Here is a 19,660-nt window from a genome sequence, read left to right as displayed (position 1 = left end):
GAAAGCTCCCCGACGCGTCCCACCAACATCGGCTAGGGACTTCTCCCTACCGCATGTTTCTCACCTAATTCTCCATTGTGCAGATCGAGAAGGCTTGTCGCGGTTCGCGTGTCTGAAAAGCTCTAGCCAAAACGTAAGCGTGGGTCTTACCTCAAAATTCGCTGGGAAGCGCGAGAGAACACGTCAAAAGCCCCTAGCTTGCGGACACATGACTGTCAGACGAGGGTCTATTCGGGCCATTACGGCAGGGAACGTTTCCTCATTTGATGAGTATATCATCAAGCACTGAGGCTAAATCTACTTCGACTAGGTAGCAAAATAACTCCGAACCGGGTTGTCGAAGCATGAATTCCACAGTTCAAGTTGGACTTGAGAGATCCAGAACGATTGCCCCCCAATATGTCATCCACCGGTTGGAGTGTCCAAATGGTTCCGACCGGAAAGCGGACGTTGTCGAGCCGAGTAGGCAATGCTGAGTGTCGCGTTTCTGGCGGTCAGTGCATGTCCGCTTCTGGCGCAAAGCCGTCGCTCAGTGTGGATTGCGAAAAAGGCACTGAGCACCTTTGACGAACGCGCCAATCAGTTGCGACGTATGACGACGCCATTGGCTGAGGCGTCGACTATGTCGAACGAGATTGCACCAACCTGAACCGTGCGATCAGAGCTGAAATCGACCGTGATTTCGTCTGTCGATGCACTGTACCGGTTCACCATCGCCCCCTCGACCGAGAACACCAGTATGGTCCCGTTGATGCTCTTCAGGGTGAGCACTGGCTGCACGGCGTCGTTCCCGCTGACGAACCCGGTAGCGACCTCCAAGCTTTCGGCCGAATAGTCGCGCGCGCAGAGCGCTGACATCGCCATGACACGGTAACAGACCGAATAGTTGTCCCGGCGCCGGTCGAGCGTCTGAGGCAGCATATAGGCGCCGGCCTTGTCGCTGCTAAAGTTCATGTAGAGGGGCGTGTAGGCGGCGTTGGGCGGTAACGTACAGCCGACGCGAGATTCTTCAAAAGAGAACTTAAGTCGACTTCACTCGCGGCTTCAGCCCGCTAAGTTCTGATCATGACCGACGCCTACAGAATTGAGGCCCTCTTGGACCTCGTTGACGAAACGCGCACCGCGAAGCCCGACCAAAGCCAGCAGTTGGCTGTGGTGGGATTGGCGGAGCGGCGGGGCAGGGGGTTCTGGCCGACCAACGCGGGCTGGATCGTGCTTGGTGACCGCGGGCGTGCCTTCGACGCCAGATAGCGAACGCGCCGTCGCCCCATCAGGCGGGGGCTATCCTACAGGGCGAGCCGCGCGCTTGAGGGCCTCAGTCGCGACGGCGACGTGCTTGGGCCCGCGAGAGAAAAGCTGGTAGCGGCTGGGGTGAGGCATCTCGACGACGACACGACCGTCGCTCGACACCCGTCGACGAAACTTGGTGCGTCCCCAGCCCGTCGCAATGTCCTCTTTCCAGGACGCGCCGATCAGTTGGCCGATCGCGCTGCCAACCTCCTTGCCCATGCAGAGATAGAGTCGCGCGGGCGACTGCTCGACGACCCACGTCCAGAGCCGCATTGCGAAGGCCTTGTCCTCAGCGACTGTGGTGAGCGAGGCGAAGTCACGGCTACGGAAGGGGATAAATTGCGCGGCGAAGATCTCGTTCTCGCCGATGTCGAGCACATCATGAATGGCCTTCACCTGCCTTTGGATCGCGCTGTCTGACGTCTCGTCCAAGCTCCACTTCTGCATGAAGTAGGCGTTCCCCGGTGCATGATCCCAGTGCCCCACGTTGCCAGCGGAGCCGCCCGGGTTGAGCCCGACCATCGCGACGGTTGCCGTGCGCAGCGAGGCCTCAGGCGTCATCATGAATGACCAGCCCTGATCGTAGCCGTGCTTCTCGTACGCAGCTTGAATGTCGTCCCGGGTCATCCGAGGGTCCTAGCATCGCTCAGTGTGGAATACCAAAAGTGCACTGAGGTGGAGGAGAAGAGGGGCCCTCGGCTTTGGCGTTCTGCTCAAGGCCCAGGCGAACTCGAAGTGGCTATCGACTGCCGCCGGCTGCGTTTCGATCGTGCGCGTGTGAAGGTTACCGGGTTTCTAGCGCAGCCATGGCCATGATGTCTGAGCCCTCGGCCTCGCCTCGCCCGCCGCATACGACGCTGGTCAAACGTCCGCCAGTTCTATGCAGACCTGTCCAGTTCATGATGCAGCTGCCACGTTCGGCCGGGACCGGATCGGCTCCGCCGAGGTAAACTCTCTCCACCGCCATCATTTGCGTAGCGTCGGCACCAAAACCTTGCCTGCCCTCGATGGTCCCGGCGAAGCCGAGAATTCGTCCGTCATCACCTTGCTTGTCTGTGAACTGGATCAGCACGGTCCCCCGTTCGCTGCGCATGATCACCACCGTGTCGCAGTACAGCCGGCTTAGGTCGCCCTCATCGATAGTGACGCCCGACTGCTCATCGCACGCTCCGCTTGCAATGATGGGAGCACAACTGGACTGCGCCAACGCTAGGGTGGGGGCGCAGAGGAGGAAAGCTATCAGCAAAGTCAGCTTCATGATGGTCGCTCCTTAGACAGATGTGGGCCGGTCAACGCGCCGGGAGTGCGCAACCGAATGTGCATGGCTACTGCGGCGGTCGAGCCCACGACCTACCCTGAGAGCCCGACTGTTAGAGCGCTTCGCAAATCGTACGCGGTCCGACAACGCGCTTATTTGCCGACGTAAAGCGCGCACCGTCCCACTCGAGAAAATCTTCCATGCACACGCCGTCGGAAATCCAACGGGCGGTCACGTAGTTTTCTTTCACATTGTAGCGGAGGTTGAGCATGTAGAATTCTTCCCCGCCGTACGGAAAATCGTAAACCCGCCCTGTCGAGACGTCTCCGACGAACACGAAGCGGCAAGACGTGCCGCATCCGATTTCGACGACAGCGTACCGCCATGCGAAGTTCGGGCCAGTTCGCATCTCGTTGCTGATGCGGGTCCTGTAAGTCCCGAACCTGCGGTCCGCACCTTGGAAGTCGGGCAGACGAGGGGCACCTCGGTACACCTGTGTCTCCTGAGCGTTCGCCCGCGTTGGCAGCGTAGTCGCGGCGCAGCCGAACGCTGTCGCCACCAATACCGCTTGGGCTAATGATCTCTTCGCCCGCTCAAACATCGACAGCGCCATGTCCTACCACCTAACTGATTCCGCAGCTTAAGCGGGTACGGCCTGCGTGTCCCGGTGATTGCGGCTCCAGCACCACGAATTGGGAATACGATGGATGGACCAATCCGGGGGTTTAGGGATGGGAAGAAATGGAGCAGCGGTCGGCCTTAGTGCAGATCTTGAAAAGTGCACCGAGTTGTCGCGAACGAACCAGTAGCTTCGACGGTGCCCGAGCGTCAGCGCTATTGGAGGGACTAGAAACGCGCACTAGTCAGTGCGCTTCGCGCGTTGATAGGGGGAGCTTATGTTGCCGAAGATTGGGGGGACGCTGAAAAGAGCGAACGACGCTTTGGCGGATGCTCAGAAATCCTGGCGTGATGAAAATCTGACATCTCGGGAGCGGGAGATAGCTCAACGGGAAGGCATTTTGGAGCGACGGGAAGCTGACCTCAACCGTCGTGTGAAGGTGCTTCAGCGCGGCGAGTGGGGGAAGTGGCTGCGACGAACTTTCATCGGGGCCGCAATGCTTACCGTCGCGGTTGTGTCTTTCTTGGCCGGCGCGACCACGACGAGCTCTGAAACGTCTCCAGCGTCTGTCCGACCCGTTGTGGCGCCGCAATCGGAAAGCCTGGAGCCACCTAGCCGCGACGCTCCAGCGGCCACGATCCTGAGAAAGGCTGGCAGCTTTAGGGAGTGCGTCACGATGGGAGAGGAGTACTTCCGAGAGATCGACGCCTGGCCCCGCTTGAGCTCAGGGGAGGATGCTGCTGCGACAGCGGCGGACCGATGCGCCCGAACGCTCGGCGCATTTGACGACTACTGACGTTACGAGGGCCGCGTTTGCAATACGATCAGTTGGTGGTTTGAAGCGCACATCCCCGGTAATAGGGCGCGCGTGCAGGCCTGCAAGCCGCTCTAGAAGCCCCAAAGACTCAGGACAATTCGACGCTGCGGCTCGGCCAACCGATTGGCTGCGACGTGATCAATGCCGCATTCGATGAGTTTATGAACCCCGCAGACTTCAGTTAGTACGTAGTGGTCTGCCGAACGAAATACCGCTTGGGCCAGGGTGAGGCCTGTCCAGCGTCCCTGCGTAGCTATCTTTACGATACGTTTTCGCACGATCTTGGGACAGGCTGGGTGCCTGTCCATCAAATAGCTCATTACCTCTTCTGCGCCATACTCTCGCTTGGTCGTCTCGTTAGCGCGCGTGACGCTGCGATCGACTGGACGCGCGTTTGGGCGTTGCGAGGTCAGCGAGGCTGGCGTGGGTGCTGAGTTGGGCTGGACGGTCTTAGGTTTTCGCTTCTTAGAACTTGTCTTCGGAGGGAGGAGGGGAGTCGCCGGCTCGGTCCCGTACCTCTCGAAGCTGACCTCGCGCGTTAGAAGACCGTCGGCTTTCGGCTTGCTGCGAGCGGTAGGCCAGATTTTCAGAAGCGTGGATCCACCGCGATAGCTGTCTCTTCCCAACGTTCTTCTCCCAGTACCCTAACCGCCGTTACCCTAGGGCCGCAGCCGCTATCGCGAAAGGCGGCCCTATTGGGATGTGGAGGATAGCGCCGGCCCCAAGGTCGACCGGTCGCATGCTGTGGTGACCTCACAGTGCAGATGAAGACAAATGCACTGAGTGACGGGGCAGGGAAGGGGCGGATTTGCGCCATGAGCGGACATGACAGTCACCGCGCTAAGGCGACATTCACCTGAGTTACCACGCCGAGCCGCCGCCATTTTATCGCGATCGCAATCGCGCGAAACCGGTGGAGGTGCAGACTGCGTCAGTCATGGTCAGAGACGTCGAACCCGTCTCCGGGCGCCATCGGCCGGTGCAGTTTGATCCCGGCCTTGTCCAGATAGGGCTCGTAGACGTCGTAACGCTGCCTGAGGAAATAGTCGCGAGCGTAGCCGTCATGGACCGGGACGACCGATTTTGGCTTCATCCGTTTGGCGAACGCATGGACAGTGAGCTCGGTCAGGTAAGGCGCCATCACCGGAAGGGCCAGCACCTCCACGCCCGCGAACCGATCCAGACGGCTGTCGAAACTGTCGCCCGGGTTGAGGAAAACGTCGTTGACGAGGAAGGCTGTCAGTTGCGGGCTCTCGTCCGACAGGATGGGCTCATGCGCGACCGGCTGAGCCTGCAGCCGGAACGCGCCGAAGGTCCGTTCGCCCTCCTCGAACACCGTGACCGACAGCCCCTTCTCGCCGAGCTTGTCGGCGACCTCGCCGTTGCCGACGAGTGTCGCGCCACTCGCCTGCACGATCCTGGCCAGAGCGTCAGGGTCGATGTGGTCGGGATGGCCGTGCGTCAGGACGATCGTCGAGACATCCGAAAAGACAGCAGGATCGACCCGTCCGTCGACGAACGAAAACTTGCCCGGATCGAAGAGCAGTCGATCTGCACCGATCGTCAGGCGCAGGCAGCTATGGACGAACTTGTCGATCCGCATGGCGGCCGGTCCTATTCCGACTGTCTCTGGACGACCGCGCCGATCGCCTCGGGCGTGCCCGAGGCGATGACCAGCCAACGGCGGGGTGCGCCGGCGTCGGCGGCGACCACCTGACGGATCGGGCCCACGGCGTTGACGACCGCAGACCCAGCCGGATTGGTCATGAACTTCGTCAGAGGCTCGAGCGTCCCCGATCCGTCCGCCGCATTGGCGAAGGCGAGGACATAGGGCTTGCCGGGTTGGAGGCCTGCGGCGGCGATCTGCAGCATCTGGACCTGCCCCTGCTCGAACAAGGTCGCCTGGGACCGGGTGTCGCCCTCGCCCGTCAGAACGAGTTGATGCGAGGCGCGAGCTGCGCCCAGGGGCGTGAGGTTGGCCCTGCCGTCACCCTGAGTGACCGCACGCGGCACATAGGTGACCCCTTGCGGTCCCTGACCGATCGGCACGGTGGCGATCACGCGGTTGGCCAGGGTGTCGATGACCGCCACGCCGTCGCCATTCTCCAGCCCGACGTAAATCCGCGAGCCGTCGCCGGAGGGCCACAGACCGTGCGGCAGCGACCCCACCTCGATCTCCGTCACGAGCGTGAAGGTGTCGGTGCGATAGACCTTGACCCGGTTCTCGGTCCCGACGGTCACATAGGCGAACTGGCCCGCCGCGTTGCGCACGATGTTGACGTGGTTGGTCAAGGGGCCGGTGTCGAGCGTCTGTAGGACAGCGAACGGCGGACGGGCGTTGAAAACCATGGTCTTGCCCACGTCCTTCAGCGTCATCCAGACCTGGCTTCCATCGGGCGTGGCGGCGATGTCGGGGCAGAACGGACTGGCCTGGGCCACCCGACCGACGATCTGACGGGTCGCGGTCTCGACTACCACCGTCTCGGGACTGAAGCTGGAGCAGATGTAGGCGTAGCGGCCGTCCGGCGAGAAGATGGTCATGCCCGGCCCGTTGGGCGTCTCGACCCGGGCGGTCTCCTGATAGGTCGCGGCGTCCAGCACCGAAACATAGGCCTCGCCCCGCACCGTGACCCAGACCTCGCGGCCGTCCGGCGTGAAGAAGGCCTCGTGCGGAGAGCGCCCGACATAGGTGGTATGTTTGACGGTGTTGCTGGCCGTGTCGATGAAGCTGACCGAGTTGGACCCGATCGAGACCACGGCGATCGTCTTGCCGTCCGGCGCCGCGCCGATGCCGTGGACCAGCAACTGGCCCTTGTAGAGCGGGCTGAGGTTGGCCGGAGTCGGTTCGCCGAGGGAAATCACCCCCAGCAGGCCGTTGGTCGAGGGATCGACCACCGAGACGGTGTTGGAGAACTGGTCGGCCGAATAGAACCGATCCTGGCTGCTGATCGGGATGGCGGGCGCCGCCGCCGCGCCCGGAACCTGATCGGCCAAGGCGTGTCCGGCGGACAGGCTGAGAACAAGGGCGGCGATGGCGCGGGCTGTCAGGGTCATGATCCGTGTCCGTGATGGGTCGAGGTCGCGCCGCCGGTCGGCGTCGGCGCATCAGAATGGCGGGTCAGGTAGTCGCGCATCAGGGCGATTTCCTGGGTCTGTTCAATGATGATCCCCTGGGCCAGACGCTTCATGGTCTCGTCCTGCCCGTACAGAAGCTCGACGCGCGCCATGTCGATGGCGCCCTGATGATGCGGGATCATCATGGCGGCGAAGTCCACGTCTGGGTCGCCGGTGGATTCTACCGCCATGTCGCGGTGCATCCGCTCCATCGCCTCGGCCATCGCCGCATCGAAGTCCGAGCCGGGCATCTGTGCGAAGGCCATAACTGCGGCACCGGCAATCGCCGAGCCAAGCGCCAGGACGCCGGTTCTGATCCATCGGGAGGGTGGGGCGTGGGTCATGATCCGATCCTGCAGGCGATCGTCCCGGACGACCAACGCGATGTTCCGCTCGGAACGTTCGCCGTCGCCGAACGTTCCCTGTCGAAGTCGCCGCTTCGTGGGTTAGGATTGTCCCATGACCCTGGACCAGCTCCGCATCTTCGTCGCCGTCGCCGAGCGCCAGCACGTAACCCGCGCCGCCGAGGCCCTGAACCTGACCCAGTCGGCGGTCAGCTCGGCGGTGACGACGCTGGAGGGCCGCCACGGCGTCGCCCTGTTCGACCGCGTTGGCCGCAACATCGTCCTGAACGAGGCGGGCGCAACCTTCCTCGTCGAGGCCAAGGCGATCCTCGCCCGTGTCGAGGCGGCGCAGGACGCGCTCGACGACCTGGGCGGCCTGAAACGCGGACGACTGTCGATCCACGCCAGCCAGACCATCGCCGGCTGGTGGCTTCCCGCCCGACTGACCCGGTTTCATCAGGCTCATCCCGGCATCCGCATCGAGGTCTCGATCGGCAATACGCGCGAGGTGGCCGACGCTGTCCTGGAGGGCTGCGCTGAACTGGGTCTGGTCGAGGGCGAACTGAACGAGCCGGCGTTGAGCCGTTCGGTTCTGGATCACGACGAACTGGTGCTGGTCGTGGCGGCCGACCACCCCGCCGCCCAGGACGGCGCCGGGCCGCCGGACCTGAAGCAAATGACCTGGGTGTTGCGCGAGCCCGGCTCCGGCACCCGGTCGGCTTTTGAGACGGCCCTCAATCAGCGCGGGCTGGCCATCGACGCTCTGGACGTGGCCATGACCTTGCCCGGGAATGAGGCGGTCGCCGCCGCCGTCGAGGCCGGTGCGGGAGCGACGGTCGTGTCGCGCAATGTCGTCGCCGCGCGCCTGCGCGCCGGCATCCTCGCCGCCCTGCCCCTGACCTTGCCCGACCGCCCGTTCTGGCTCCTGCGGCACAAGCAGCGCTATCGCTCAAAGGCGGGCGAGGTGTTCCTGGCGTCCCTGACGGCGTCACGCCATTGAGCGCGTCGGCTCGTCAAGGCGGTGTCTGGCCTTCACTGGTGAATGACCGCGCGCCGCCTCACACGCATCTCGAGGGACTGAACGGATTCCTGAGAGCTCTGGATAGGGGCGTGGGCGCTCAACAAGGTACGCCGAAGTTCGACCCCCTCGACGGTGGAGACGAGGCGGAAATCCTTGTGCTTCTGGAGACACCGGCCCCGGGACCGCAAGCGGATCGCCTCGTCTCCATCGACAATCCCACGGGCACCGCGCGCAACCTGAAGCGCGCGATGGAAGCAGCGGGGCTCGACCGCCGCCGCATCGTCCTTTGGAACACGGTCCCCTGGCTTCGCTCGGGGTCCGCGCGACCGCTGACAAGACAGGAGATCGCCTCCGGCCTGACCACGCTAGAGGGACTGGTCACCCCGCTTCATCGCCTCAGGGCCGCGGTATTGTGCGGCCGCGTCGCCGCGATGGCGGCTCCGACGCTGACCCGCCTGCGGCCTGAAGTGGAGCTGTGTCTCGCGCCACACCCGAGCCCGACGTTCATCAACACCGCCCCCGAGCATCGTCTTGGCCTGCAGGCCGCCTTTGCGTGGGCAGCCGCGCTGATCACCCCCTAGGGCGTTCATTCGATCAAAGCGAACAAACCTATCTAAAACATCCGTTGGAGCTGATGATCCAAGAGGCGCATCCCGGATGTCGAGGAGCGCGCCGAAGACTGGCCTCCACTCCGAAAGGAGAGCCGCCATGACCACCCTTCTCGCCGCTCCGGCCATGCGCCAAGGCCGCAGGTCCGTCGCCAGGCGCCAGGCCATCGGTCCTGAGAATGTAAAACCGCAGACGCCTTTCATTCCGCCTTCTCCCATCGCCGCGACCCAATCCGGCGAGACCTTGCACCGGGTCCAGCCTGGCGTCGGCCTTACCGGCGTTCACCCCGCAATGGTCAAGGCGGTCGCGGGTCTCTACGCCGCCATGGTGGCCGTGTTCTGGCTGGTGTTCGGTCACGGCGAGGCGATGCTCGCCCTGGGCTTCATCACCGTTCTCGGCCTGATGTTCTTCGGCCTTCTCACCGGGATGAGCCTGCTGGCCGATACGCCTGCGCCGGGCGAGCGCATCCGCTCCTTGAACGATTGCCTCGCCGGTCGCGTGATCATCGACACGGGCTGGATCAGCGGCCGCGAAGCCGCGTTGCAGATGCTGACCCTGCCCGCCTGCCTTCTGGTCACCGCCGTCGTGCTCGGCGCCGTCTATCGCTTCACCGCGGGCTGACCGCTCGTCTGGATAACCTCTCATGGCTCATGACATTCACGTTCGCGACGTCGCCTTCGGCCTTCGCCCGTTGGCGAGTCTGCAATCGCCCAGGGAGATCGTGCGGCAGTTCACGCCGAACTGGTTCGCCGCCACCATGGGAACCGGCATCCTCGCCCTGGCGCTGAACCAGCTTCCGGTCCCCATACCCGGCGTAAAAATCGTCGCCGAAGCCCTGTGGGTTTTCAACATCGGCCTGTTCGCCCTGTTCACCGTTCTCTACGCGGCGCGCTGGATCTTCTTCTTCGACGGCGCGCGACGAATCTTCGGCCATTCGGTCGTGTCGATGTTCTTCGGCTGCATCCCGATGGGGCTGGCGACCATCATCAACGGCCTGATGGCCTTCGGCCTGGCGCGCTGGGGCGAAGGCGTCGTGCCGGTCGCCGAAGCCCTGTGGTGGATCGACGTGGCCCTTGCCGTCGCCTGCGGCATCGGCATCCCCTTCATGATGTTCACCCGCCAGGAGCACGCCATCGACCAGATGACGGCCGTCTGGCTGCTGCCGGTCGTGGCGGCCGAGGTCGCGGCCGTCACCGGCGGCCTGATCGCGCCGCACCTCGCGGACCCGAACGCCGCCCTGTCGGTGCTGGTAGTCAGCTATGGCCTGTGGGCCCTGTCCGTGCCGCTGGCGATGAGCATCCTGGTCATCCTCGTGCTCCGCATGGCGATCCACAAACTGCCGCACGCCGGTATGGCGGCCTCCAGCTGGCTGTCGCTGGGCCCGATCGGCACGGGCGCGCTCGGCATGCTGGTGCTCGGCCAGGCCGCGCCCGCCATCTTCACCGCCGCCGGTCTGGGCCAGTACGGCGACGCCGCGCGCGGGATCGGCCTGATCGGCGGCCTGCTGCTGTGGGCCTACGGCCTGTGGTGGGCCGCGATGGCCGTGCTGATCACCCTGCGCTACTTGCGTCAGGGCCTGCCGTTCAATCTGGGCTGGTGGGGCTACACCTTCCCACTCGGCGTCTTCTCTGTCGCGACGCTGAAGCTGGGAACCCTGCTCCCCATCCCGGCCTTCAACCTGTTCGGCATGGCCCTGGTCGCCGCACTGCTGGTGCTGTGGCTGATCGTCGGCGCCCGTACGGTGCGCGGCGCCTGGCGCGGAGACCTGTTCGTCGCCCCCTGCCTCGCCGAGGCGGCCAAGCGCGACATCCCTTGCGCACGCTGATCCGCCTCCACTCCGTCCTTTCTGGAATCACCAATGCCTCATGACCTTTTCACGCCGTCACGCCGCGTCCTCATGGCGGGCGGCGTCGGCGCCTTGATCACCGCCTGTGCGCCGCGCGCGGCCGAAGCCGACGACATGGTGCTGGGCCAGGCTGACGCGCCCGTGACCCTGATCGAATACGCCTCGACCACCTGCGGCCCCTGCGCCCGCTTCGCCATCGAGGTGCTGCCCGAACTCCGGCGGCGCTACATCGACGCCGGGCGGGTCCGGCTGATCTATCGCGAATTCATCACCGGCCCCGCCAACCTCTCCGCCGCCGGCGTTCTGCTGGCGCGGTGCGCAGGCGAAGATCGCTATTTCGAGGTCATCGACGCCCTGATGCACGGCCAGTCCGAATGGGCGAACGGCGGCGGCCCGCGCGACGCCCTCCTGAGGATCGCGGCGCGGTTCGGCATCAGCGAGGCGCGGCTTCAATCCTGCATCACCGATCCCGAGGCCATCGCGGCCCTGGAGCGCCGTGTCGCCCGTGCCCGCGACGCCGGGGTGAATGGAACGCCGACGCTCTTCGTCCAGCACCGACGTCTGGACACCGCCCTGACCCTCGAAGCCGTCTCCGCCTCGATCGACCAAGCCCTTTCTCAAACCCCGCAATCCTGAGGTTCCGATGCCCAACGCCCCCGTCAAGGTCGCCGTCTCCGGCGCCGCCGGCCAGATCGCCTACGCCCTGCTGTTCCGCCTGGCCCAGGGCGATGTGTTCGGGCCCGACACCCCGATCGATCTTCGCCTCCTCGACCTGCCTCAGGCTCAGGCGGCGCTCCAGGGCGTGGTCATGGAGCTGGACGATTGCGCCTTTCCGCTACTAACCTCCATCCAGACCACCGACGACCCCATTATCGCCTTCGACGACATCGACGCCGCCTTTCTGGTCGGGTCGCGCCCCCGCGCCAAGGGCATGGAGCGCCGCGACCTGCTGGCGGCCAACGCCGCCATCTTCAAGACCCAGGGCGCGGCCCTGAACGCGGTCGCCAAACGCTCCGTCAAGGTTCTGGTGGTTGGCAATCCGGCGAACACCAATGCCTGGGTGGCGATCCAGTCCGCGCCGGATCTGCCGCCCGGCGCCATCACCTCGATGATCCGCCTCGACCACAACCGCGCCGCCGCCCAGTTCGCGCGCCGCGCGGGCGTCCCCGTCGATGCCGTGGAGAAGCTCGCGGTCTGGGGCAATCACTCCCCGACCATGTTCGCCGACTGGAGCCATGCGACCGTGGAGGGCCAGTCTCTGGCCGGGCTCATCAACGACGAGACCTGGTATCGCGACACCCTCATCCCTGAGGTGGCCCGTCGCGGCACGGCCGTGCTGGAAGCCCGCGGCGCCTCCTCGGCGGCCTCGGCCGCCAACGCCGCCATCAACCATATGCGCGACTGGGTGCAGGGCTCGAACGGCCGTTGGGTTTCGATGGGCGTCGCCTCGATCGGCCAGTACGACATTCCCGAAGGGCTGGTCTGCGGTGTGCCGACGACCTGCCGCGACGGCGTCTATGCGCCCGTCACGGGTCTGGAGCTCGACGCCTTCACGCGCGCCGGTCTGGCCGCTTCGGTGCAGGAGTTGATCGAGGAGCGCGACGCCGCGCTCGCGGTCCTGGCGGACGCCTGATCATCCGACGCCGTCGAACATGCTCATGTAGTCGCCGTCGCCAAGGCAGGCGACGGCGTCCCTGTTTTCCAAACTTCGCCGAAGGATTCCCATGACCGACGCAGCTTCCCGGCCCTCGATCGCGACCGACGCCGGTCTCGGCGGCCTACAACTGACGATCACCGCGGGCCCCGCCCGCTTCGTGGTCGACGAACCCGTCGCCCTGGGCGGGCTGGATCTCGGTCCGACCCCTCACGAGCTGGTGCAGGCGGCGCTCGCCTCCTGTACGGCCCAGACCCTGCGCCTGTACGCCAACCGGAAAGGCTGGACCTTGGGCGCCATGTCCGTCGAGGTCTTGTTGACCCGGGACTTGGGGGCGACACCGTCGGATCAGTTCACCCGAACAATCACTCTGCCGACTGGGCTACCGGAGGAACAGAGGATCCGGTTGCTGGAGATCGCCGACAAGTGCCCAATTCATCGGATGCTCGTAGGTACAGTTTCGATCGAAACGATCTGGTGCAAGGCGACCATCTAGCTGCGAGGCGAAGGCCATCGCCACGTCCCGCCCATCCCCCTCTTTCTCAGTGTTGGTCGGGACACGAAAAGTGTGGTCCCACTAGACACAAACTTCCATTCCGCCGGAAGCGGACCTTCGGAAGGTCAGCAATGAGTCAAAGCCGGTCACGGCTTCGTAGGTGTTTCGACGGAAACTTGCTCAGTGCAGATCACGACAAACACCCTGAGACACTTTTCACGACTGCCGATGCTTATGATCGCGTTGGCGTCGCTCGCCGTCTCCGCATGCGACCAGATCGGCGTCGCGGCGCAGAAGACCACCGATCTCATCGGCATCGGTCCGCGTTCAGAGCCCGCAGTTGCCTTTCGCGCCCGCGTTGTCGACGTGACCGACGGCGATACGCTGACTGTGCTTGATGAGAGCAATCAGCAGCACACGATCAGACTCGCCGAGATCGACGCCCCTGAACGTGGACAGCCATGGGGCGCACGCGCCAAGCAGACGCTATCATCGCTCGTGTTCGGCAAAACGGTTTCGCTACAGCAGACCGACACTGATCGCTATGACCGTGTCGTGGCGCGCGTGTTCGCCGATGGTGAAGACGTCAATCGCGCGATGGTCGGGCAGGGCGCCGCGTGGGCGTACAGACGATACCTGAGTGACCAGACACTGATCGCTGTCGAAGCGAGGGCTCGCCAGGATCGGCAGGGGCTGTGGTCGCTCAGCGATGCTGAGACGGTCGAGCCATGGGAATGGCGAAAGGGAAAGCGCGAGGGTGACGGCAACATCCCGACCGACGGCGCCCGCGGGGTCCGTTCACTCGTCGCCCCTCGTCAGAGCGTGGTGACCGAACCGGCAAACGGAAGCTTTAGCTGCTCCGGCAAGCGCTATTGTCGCCAGATGAGCTCATGCGCGGAAGCGCACTTCTATCTCACGCAGTGCGGGGTGGCATCGCTGGACGGAAACAGTGACGGCGAACCGTGTGAAATGCTATGTGGGACCGCCCATTAGAGCGCGAACAGCACAACCGCTCCGACCGCTTCTGACGTATCGTCGCGCTAGCCCTCGATTCGAAACGTTAACGGTCGAAGGACGATGGGAGGAATACGACGATGAACGAACCCACTATTACGTGCCCGACCTGCAAGTCAGACATCAAGCTGACTGAGTCTCTGGCCGGGCCGCTCGTCGAGCAAACCCGTCTCGCCTTCGTTGAGCAGTTGTCGGCTAAGGATCAGCTGGTAGCGCAGGCTCATGCGGAGGTCGCCGCTGAAAAAAAGCGCATCGAACTTGAGCGGCAAGCGATCGATGCGACGCTCAGCGCCAGGTTGGACGAGGCGCGAAAACAGATTGCCGTCGATGAGGCTGAGCGCGCAAAGCGCGTCGTCGCCGCCGATATGGAGGAGCGCGATCGCAAGTTCGCTGAGCTCCAGGAAACCCTGGCCAGCCGAGAAGAGAAGCTGAGGCTGTCACAGGCCGCAGAGGCTGAGATGCTGAAGAAGCAGCGCGAGCTCGATGACAAGCTGCGAGAAGTGGATCTCGCTGTGCAGCAGCAGGTCAATGAGGGCCTGGAGGCTGTTCGAGCGACAGCCAAACAGGAAGCCGAAGACGCGCTTTCGTTGAAGGTCAAAGAGCGCGACACGCAGATCGCGTCGATGCAGCAGAAGATCGAAGAGCTAAAAAAGAAGGCAGAGCAGGGGTCTCAGCAGCTTCAGGGGGAAGCGCAGGAACTGATGCTGGAAGACATGCTGCGCGCACGCTTCCCGTTCGACCAGATCGAACCGGTCGGAAAGGGCGAGTTCGGCGGCGATGTTCTTCAGCGGGTGGTCAATCCAGCCGGCCAGGTTTGCGGATCCATCCTTTGGGAAACCAAGCGCACGCGAACGTGGAGCGATGGCTGGCTGAGCAAGTTGAAGGGTGATCTGCGGGCGGCCAAAGCTGACCTCGCGCTGATCGTCTCTCATGCGCTGCCAAAGGACATCGAGACGTTTGGGCAGATGGAGGGGGTTTGGATCACCGGACCGAAGTGCGCCATGCCCGTCGCGATGAGTTTGCGTGAAAGTCTTGTGCTCATGAACGGGGTGCGGGCGGCAGGCGAAGGCCAACAGACCAAGTCTGCGTTGATGTATGACTATCTGACCGGCCCGCGTTTTCGGCACCGTATCGAAGCGGTCGTCGAGAAGTTTTCAGACATGCAGGATGACCTTGCTAGCGAGCGCAAAGCGACGATGAAACGATGGGCTAAGCGCGAGCAGCAGCTGCACACGGTGCTCGACTCTACGGCGGGGCTTTACGGCGATCTGCAGGGTATTGCAGGTCGATCGATGCTGGAGATCGAAGCTCTGGAAGCGCCCTTGCTTGAAGCGCCAGACGACGAAGACTGATCGGCTGATCATCCCCCATCGCGGGCGGAATCCGCGCGAGAGATCCCTCTCAGTGTGGATGTAGAAAAAGGCACTGAGAGCGGCGACGCGGCTTTCGATCACAGGTCGTGCCGCCGGTGCAAAGCGCCATTGCCGTACGGAGATCGGCTCTTGCGGAGGCTCCGAATTTGGAGACTATTCGTGGTCATGAGCGACTATGAAAAGCGACTGGACGTCGCCATTGGCAAAGCGATTACCGATCGCCGTGAAGCTGTTGGAATGACGCAGCGCCGTTTGGGCGAAGCGATGGGGGTGACGTTCCAGCAAGTTCAGAAATACGAGATTGGTAAAAACCGCGTCGCCGCATCGAAGCTCGTACTCGCAGCGAAAGCGTTGCGTTGTGATGTCGCTGAGCTGGTTGGGGAAGAGCGTGAGGATCTTCCTGGAACTGCCCGATTGATCAGGGCGTGGTCGAAACTGAATGCGCATCAGCGAGATGCGGTGACCTCGATGATTGAGTCTTTCGAGTAGGAGGGAGCAGCGGTTGCACCTCCCATCCGCCACCAGGCTAGACCAAATACGAAGAAGCGCAGGAGCCCGATTGAGAGGGGACTGGCATTCGTCGACATACGGCGAGCAGTTTTTGGGATGGCGGTCGGCCTGCTCCTCAGCCAGGGTGAAAGTCCATGAGAGCCCACCTCACCCTCGCTCTGTGCCTCACGGTTTTGACCGGGTGAGCCTCGCGCGACGAGGGGCCTCAAACCGACGCAGAAGTCTTTGCTCAGCATGATTTCGGAGCTTTGAACTTCAAAGCCTTAATACGGTGGCTGTGCCTTGGAAGCTGGTCGCCGCGGCCTTGGTGCTTGATGATCCGCAAGGTGGCGAAGTCAGCCAGACGCATCTCAAGGCGCGCCTTCAGATGTTTGATCTTCCCCCGCAAAGTGGACGGGGTTAAGCCGCTCTGCGTTCGGCCTCGGCGGGGCTGATATAGCCCAGTGACGAGTGCAGGCGACGGGGATTGTAGAAGCCCTCGATGTATCCGAACAGATCTCGCCGGGCCTAGTCTCGGGTTGCGTAGACGCGGTGATGGACACGCTCTGCTTTGAGGGTGTGGAAGAAGCTCTCCATCGGGGCATTGTCCCAGCAGTCGCCCTTGCGACTCATCGACGGGGTGATGCCGGATCGGGCGAGAGCCAAGCGGTAAGTTTCTGCTGCATATTGGATCCCGCGATCCGAATGATGGATCAGCCCAGTCGCGGGCCGCTGGCGTTCGACAGCCAGGTTGAGTGCGTCGAGGGCGATCTCGGTGTGCAGGGTTTGGCGCATCGACCAGCCGACAATCTTGCGGGTGTGCATGTCGAGGATGGCGGCGAGGTAGAGCCAGCCTACGCCGGTCGGGATGTAGGTCAGGTCGGCGAGCCAGACCTGGTTGGGAGCCGCCGCCTCGATGTTCCGGGCCAGCCTGTTGGGCGCGATGGGATAGCCGTGACGGCTGTTCGTCGTCCGGGCGCGACGCGGCAGGGCCGCCAGTCCCCGCAGGCCGGCGCGGCGCATCAGCCGCTCCACGCGGGATCGACCGACCCGACGCCCATGCCGCCGCAGGGTGGCGTGGACACGCGGTGAGCCGTAACAGCCGCTGCTTTCGGCATGGATCAGGCGAATGTTCTCGGTCAGCTCGCGATTGGCGACAGATCTTGGGCTCTCAGGGCGACCGCGCCAGGCGTAGTATCCGCTGGACGACAAGCCGAGGACCGCGCACATCACGCGGACCGGCCAGACCTGACGATGCCCATCGACGAACCCGAACTTCATCGGGAGGTCGCTCCGAAGATGAGCGCGGCTTTTTTTAGGATGTCCCCCTCCATCCGAAGCTGACCGTTCTCCCGCCGCAACCGGGCCACCTCAGCCGCCAGATCCGACGGCGACGGGGACGACGCCTGCGTTGTGGGGCGCCGCGACGTCCCCGTCGCTAGCACCCCGTTCGCACGGTCCCGGGCCTGGTTAAGAAACTCTCCGCCTGGGACGACTATTGCGAAGGAGAGCGGCCTGTTGTCGCCGCGATAAAGCGGCTCGGCAAGGTTTAGCTCAACTCACTGGCCCCTGGACTATTGCGTCGGTTCCCGCCGATTGCGTGACTTTGCACTTGAGACGGAATCCGTCGTCTCCTGGACGAGGCGGGTTCGAGTCCGGCAGAATATAAGGACCCCCTCGCGCCGGACCTCAACTGCGTGACGGCTCGGCATTCCCAACAACTCTCGCACGGCGCGTACCGCCGCCTGTCCGTCGTCGTTCAGGTCGGCGTGCTCGATCGCCGGTTCGGAGGAGGCGCCGTAGCGATAGCGAAGTTCGTACATAGGGATGGCAGGCCAACGGCGCGTGCCTCTACTCGTTCCTGTGTCGGCTCGGCGACGGCCCCCGCCGACATCCCCGACGATGGCCAATTCATCGCCAAGCCTTACCATCTTGATATGATCACAAATCTGATCGCGTCGCTCCCGCGGAGCTAGCAAGCGGCCTGCCCGGCGACCCGGCGCGGTTGTCTGTTAGTTCGGCTCTCGGCGCGCCTGTTGCAGCCTCGATTCCGTCGAGGGCCAGCCGCTCAATTAGAACTTCGGTCAGAATTTCGGTCGCAAGCGATGTTGCCGGTGAGCCTGCCTGTCCGAAATAGCGGATCGAGGCATCCAGCTGGCTGCCATTCAAAGACCGGGCAAAAACGAGAACACAATCCCGGTCGCCTCCAGGAGAGCCTGCGCTGCTCAGGCTGAGATGTTGAAGAAGATCAAGCGCTGCGCGCTCAAGGTCTCTACACGTCAGGCTGGACACCAGGGACGACTTTCCTCCCAAAAGACGCCGAGGGTGGGGCAGGGGGGCGGGACGCCGGCTGGCGCCCGCCCCGCTGTAGGCGATAACACGGAATGTTATTGGAGTGGCGTCTTGGTGACCTTGTCCGCCCACATCTGGGCCACCTTGCCCGCAGCTTCCCGTCCACCAAGCCCGAAGGCAAGAGCCGCGGCGACAGCGGCGGCCCCCAGGATCAGGCCAAACGCCACAAGCACGATGTCGTCTGCGATCCCCATGAACCGCAGGCCCATGGCGGTAGCCAGAGCGATCGTCGCCCAGCGCACCAAGGTGGAGGCGAACCCGTCCGCGCCGCCCGTGCCCTTGTTAATCAGGTTTGCCAGAACGCCCCCGATCAGCACGCCGGCGGTGATGATGATCCCGCCGACGATGACATGGCCGGCAAGCGCCAAGATTTCCTGGAGGGTGACGGCGATTGTGCCGAACTGCAGCAGCTTGGCCGCCTCCACCGCCGTGAAGGCGACAATGGCGACCATGGCGATCTTGCCGACGATGCCGGATGGGGTCATCGGATTCGACCCCTCGCCGCCAAGAGCCCGCGCAGTCGCAGGAGTGACGTCACCGGCATAGGGAGCCGTGGCCGGATTCGGCGCCGCGGGTGTTGAAGTCGAAGCTGTCAGCGAGGTCAGACTCGAGATGCTGCGGTCGAACCCGGTCGCAGGGAGGACGCGCTCGATCAGCTGAGCGACCCAGCGGCCGATGAACCAGCCGACGGCCAGAACGATCGCGGCGGCGAGCACGTGAGGAATGGCTGCGAGGACGGTCGAGAGAACGGCGACCGCCGGGATGGTCAGGGATTCGATGCCCAACTGCTCGAGGGCGGCAATGGTGATCGGGATGAGGATTAGGACGAAAACGAGGGTGCCGATCGCCGAGCTTACGCCCGTCGATCCGGTCGCCTTAGTCAATCCAGACTTCTCAAGCCAGCGGTCGGCATTGGCGGCTTGCAGCGCCGCCTCAACGACGCGCTTGGCCAAGGTTGCGACCACGAAGCCGATGAAGAAGATGAGCACCGCGCCGAGAACGCTCGGAACGAACGAGGCGACTTGATTCAGCATCGAGTTGAGAGGGGTGACGACCTGGCCCAGATTGAGGACGCCGAGGGCGGCGACAACGCCGAAGAGCAGGATCAGCCAGAAGGCCACATCGCCGAGGCTGGCGCCGATGGAGTGTTTGGGATTGTCGCTCGCCGTAGCCTTCGCGGCGCCGGGAATGCGGTTGATTACCTTGGCCAGGGCCCACTTGACCGCCTTGCCGATGAACCAGGCCACGAAGAGGATCAGGACGGCGCCGATCGCCTTGGGCGCCCACTCATAAACGAGCGCGTTCCAGCTGATGAAATCGTAGTCTGTCGTTTGCATAGAGCCCTCTCAAACCCGGCGCCTTCG

The 19,660-nt window shown here is 63.8% G+C and carries 19 protein-coding genes and 1 pseudogene; 11 read left to right on the top strand and 9 right to left on the bottom strand.

The window, feature by feature from the left end; translation table 11 throughout:
• Window positions 1–579: 579 nt before the first annotated feature.
• Window positions 580–954, bottom strand: coding sequence for a hypothetical protein (locus tag JX001_RS11320; RefSeq protein WP_165116542.1), 375 nt, complete (start codon window positions 952–954; stop codon window positions 580–582).
• 111 nt (window positions 955–1,065) lie between these two features.
• Here JX001_RS11320 and JX001_RS11315 point away from each other — a divergent pair, with 111 nt between their 5' ends.
• The gene (locus tag JX001_RS11315; RefSeq protein WP_165116544.1) at window positions 1,066–1,251 is read left to right on the top strand and encodes a hypothetical protein; all 186 of its coding nucleotides are present in this window, start codon (window positions 1,066–1,068) and stop codon (window positions 1,249–1,251) included.
• Window positions 1,252–1,281: 30 nt separating this feature from the next.
• Here the strand turns inward: JX001_RS11315 and JX001_RS11310 are convergent, their stop codons facing one another.
• The 6 genes from JX001_RS11310 to copM all read right to left on the bottom strand — a co-directional run bounded on the left by JX001_RS11310 (window position 1,282) and on the right by copM (window position 7,442).
• Window positions 1,282–1,917, bottom strand: coding sequence for a hypothetical protein (locus JX001_RS11310; protein WP_165116546.1), 636 nt, complete (start codon window positions 1,915–1,917; stop codon window positions 1,282–1,284).
• Between the two features lie 157 nt (window positions 1,918–2,074).
• Entirely contained in the window at window positions 2,075–2,548 is a 474-nt protein-coding gene (locus JX001_RS11305) for a hypothetical protein (RefSeq protein WP_205681114.1), read from the bottom strand.
• Window positions 2,549–2,660: 112 nt separating this feature from the next.
• On the bottom strand, window positions 2,661–3,161 hold the full coding sequence (locus tag JX001_RS11300) for a hypothetical protein (protein ID WP_165116550.1): 501 nt from the start codon (window positions 3,159–3,161) through the stop codon (window positions 2,661–2,663).
• A gap of 1,754 nt (window positions 3,162–4,915) precedes the next feature.
• Complete coding sequence (locus JX001_RS11295; protein ID WP_055808303.1) at window positions 4,916–5,587, bottom strand: MBL fold metallo-hydrolase; 672 nt, start codon at window positions 5,585–5,587, stop codon at window positions 4,916–4,918.
• Window positions 5,588–5,598: 11 nt separating this feature from the next.
• Window positions 5,599–7,038, bottom strand: coding sequence for a YncE family protein (locus JX001_RS11290; protein ID WP_055808301.1), 1,440 nt, complete (start codon window positions 7,036–7,038; stop codon window positions 5,599–5,601).
• Window positions 7,035–7,442 carry a CopM family metallochaperone gene (gene copM / locus JX001_RS11285; RefSeq protein ID WP_066554618.1) on the bottom strand — a complete coding sequence of 136 codons (408 nt, stop codon included), beginning with the start codon at window positions 7,440–7,442 and terminating at the stop codon, window positions 7,035–7,037. Before copM ends, JX001_RS11290 begins: the two co-directional genes overlap by 4 nt.
• A 115-nt stretch (window positions 7,443–7,557) precedes the next feature.
• On the opposite strand from copM, the gene JX001_RS11280 reads away from it, so the two are divergent.
• The 10 genes from JX001_RS11280 to JX001_RS11235 all read left to right on the top strand — a co-directional run bounded on the left by JX001_RS11280 (window position 7,558) and on the right by JX001_RS11235 (window position 15,944).
• On the top strand, window positions 7,558–8,442 hold the full coding sequence (locus JX001_RS11280) for a LysR substrate-binding domain-containing protein (RefSeq protein ID WP_055808299.1): 885 nt from the start codon (window positions 7,558–7,560) through the stop codon (window positions 8,440–8,442).
• A 110-nt stretch (window positions 8,443–8,552) separates the two neighbouring features.
• Window positions 8,553–9,044, top strand: a complete 492-nt coding sequence (locus JX001_RS11275; RefSeq protein WP_165116552.1) for a uracil-DNA glycosylase — start codon at window positions 8,553–8,555, stop codon at window positions 9,042–9,044.
• A 127-nt stretch (window positions 9,045–9,171) separates the two neighbouring features.
• Window positions 9,172–9,693, top strand: coding sequence for a hypothetical protein (locus JX001_RS11270; RefSeq protein ID WP_156363211.1), 522 nt, complete (start codon window positions 9,172–9,174; stop codon window positions 9,691–9,693).
• 22 nt (window positions 9,694–9,715) lie between these two features.
• Complete coding sequence (locus JX001_RS11265; protein WP_055808292.1) at window positions 9,716–10,897, top strand: TDT family transporter; 1,182 nt, start codon at window positions 9,716–9,718, stop codon at window positions 10,895–10,897.
• 33 nt (window positions 10,898–10,930) lie between these two features.
• Window positions 10,931–11,554, top strand: a complete 624-nt coding sequence (locus JX001_RS11260; protein ID WP_082503531.1) for a DsbA family protein — start codon at window positions 10,931–10,933, stop codon at window positions 11,552–11,554.
• A 7-nt stretch (window positions 11,555–11,561) separates the two neighbouring features.
• Complete coding sequence (locus tag JX001_RS11255; protein ID WP_066550122.1) at window positions 11,562–12,551, top strand: malate dehydrogenase; 990 nt, start codon at window positions 11,562–11,564, stop codon at window positions 12,549–12,551.
• Window positions 12,552–12,642: 91 nt separating this feature from the next.
• Window positions 12,643–13,068 carry an OsmC family protein gene (locus JX001_RS11250; RefSeq protein WP_055808285.1) on the top strand — a complete coding sequence of 142 codons (426 nt, stop codon included), beginning with the start codon at window positions 12,643–12,645 and terminating at the stop codon, window positions 13,066–13,068.
• A gap of 228 nt (window positions 13,069–13,296) precedes the next feature.
• Window positions 13,297–14,061, top strand: coding sequence for a thermonuclease family protein (locus JX001_RS11245; protein ID WP_165116554.1), 765 nt, complete (start codon window positions 13,297–13,299; stop codon window positions 14,059–14,061).
• Window positions 14,062–14,162: 101 nt separating this feature from the next.
• Window positions 14,163–15,434, top strand: coding sequence for a DUF2130 domain-containing protein (locus tag JX001_RS11240; RefSeq protein ID WP_165116556.1), 1,272 nt, complete (start codon window positions 14,163–14,165; stop codon window positions 15,432–15,434).
• Between the two features lie 186 nt (window positions 15,435–15,620).
• Window positions 15,621–15,944 (top strand): helix-turn-helix domain-containing protein, encoded by a 324-nt coding sequence (locus tag JX001_RS11235; protein WP_039248881.1) that lies wholly within the window; start codon window positions 15,621–15,623, stop codon window positions 15,942–15,944.
• A gap of 420 nt (window positions 15,945–16,364) precedes the next feature.
• Here JX001_RS11235 and JX001_RS11230 read toward each other — a convergent pair.
• Window positions 16,365–17,392, bottom strand: a pseudogene (locus tag JX001_RS11230) (IS3 family transposase); the annotation flags it as partial.
• Window positions 17,393–18,331: 939 nt separating this feature from the next.
• Complete coding sequence (locus tag JX001_RS11225) at window positions 18,332–19,633, bottom strand: mechanosensitive ion channel (protein WP_165116558.1); 1,302 nt, start codon at window positions 19,631–19,633, stop codon at window positions 18,332–18,334.
• Window positions 19,634–19,660: the final 27 nt, after the last annotated feature.

The sequence above is a fragment of the Brevundimonas fontaquae genome (assembly GCF_017086445.1).
GTDB lineage: Bacteria > Pseudomonadota > Alphaproteobacteria > Caulobacterales > Caulobacteraceae > Brevundimonas > Brevundimonas fontaquae.
This window is presented reverse-complemented; position numbering and strand designations above follow the sequence as displayed.

Coding starts and splice junctions, on each gene's coding strand:
- JX001_RS11320 (WP_165116542.1), bottom strand. CDS start 954: ATGAACTTTAGCAGCGACAAGGCCGGCGCCTATATGCTGCCTCAGACG.
- JX001_RS11305 (WP_205681114.1), bottom strand. CDS start 2,548: ATGAAGCTGACTTTGCTGATAGCTTTCCTCCTCTGCGCCCCCACCCTA.
- JX001_RS11235 (WP_039248881.1), top strand. CDS start 15,621: ATGAGCGACTATGAAAAGCGACTGGACGTCGCCATTGGCAAAGCGATT.
- JX001_RS11300 (WP_165116550.1), bottom strand. CDS start 3,161: ATGGCGCTGTCGATGTTTGAGCGGGCGAAGAGATCATTAGCCCAAGCG.
- JX001_RS11245 (WP_165116554.1), top strand. CDS start 13,297: ATGCTTATGATCGCGTTGGCGTCGCTCGCCGTCTCCGCATGCGACCAG.
- JX001_RS11310 (WP_165116546.1), bottom strand. CDS start 1,917: ATGACCCGGGACGACATTCAAGCTGCGTACGAGAAGCACGGCTACGAT.
- JX001_RS11315 (WP_165116544.1), top strand. CDS start 1,066: ATGACCGACGCCTACAGAATTGAGGCCCTCTTGGACCTCGTTGACGAA.
- JX001_RS11290 (WP_055808301.1), bottom strand. CDS start 7,038: ATGACCCTGACAGCCCGCGCCATCGCCGCCCTTGTTCTCAGCCTGTCC.
- JX001_RS11240 (WP_165116556.1), top strand. CDS start 14,163: ATGAACGAACCCACTATTACGTGCCCGACCTGCAAGTCAGACATCAAG.
- JX001_RS11255 (WP_066550122.1), top strand. CDS start 11,562: ATGCCCAACGCCCCCGTCAAGGTCGCCGTCTCCGGCGCCGCCGGCCAG.
- JX001_RS11280 (WP_055808299.1), top strand. CDS start 7,558: ATGACCCTGGACCAGCTCCGCATCTTCGTCGCCGTCGCCGAGCGCCAG.
- JX001_RS11260 (WP_082503531.1), top strand. CDS start 10,931: ATGCCTCATGACCTTTTCACGCCGTCACGCCGCGTCCTCATGGCGGGC.
- JX001_RS11270 (WP_156363211.1), top strand. CDS start 9,172: ATGACCACCCTTCTCGCCGCTCCGGCCATGCGCCAAGGCCGCAGGTCC.
- JX001_RS11265 (WP_055808292.1), top strand. CDS start 9,716: ATGGCTCATGACATTCACGTTCGCGACGTCGCCTTCGGCCTTCGCCCG.
- JX001_RS11225 (WP_165116558.1), bottom strand. CDS start 19,633: ATGCAAACGACAGACTACGATTTCATCAGCTGGAACGCGCTCGTTTAT.
- JX001_RS11250 (WP_055808285.1), top strand. CDS start 12,643: ATGACCGACGCAGCTTCCCGGCCCTCGATCGCGACCGACGCCGGTCTC.
- copM (WP_066554618.1), bottom strand. CDS start 7,442: ATGACCCACGCCCCACCCTCCCGATGGATCAGAACCGGCGTCCTGGCG.
- JX001_RS11295 (WP_055808303.1), bottom strand. CDS start 5,587: ATGCGGATCGACAAGTTCGTCCATAGCTGCCTGCGCCTGACGATCGGT.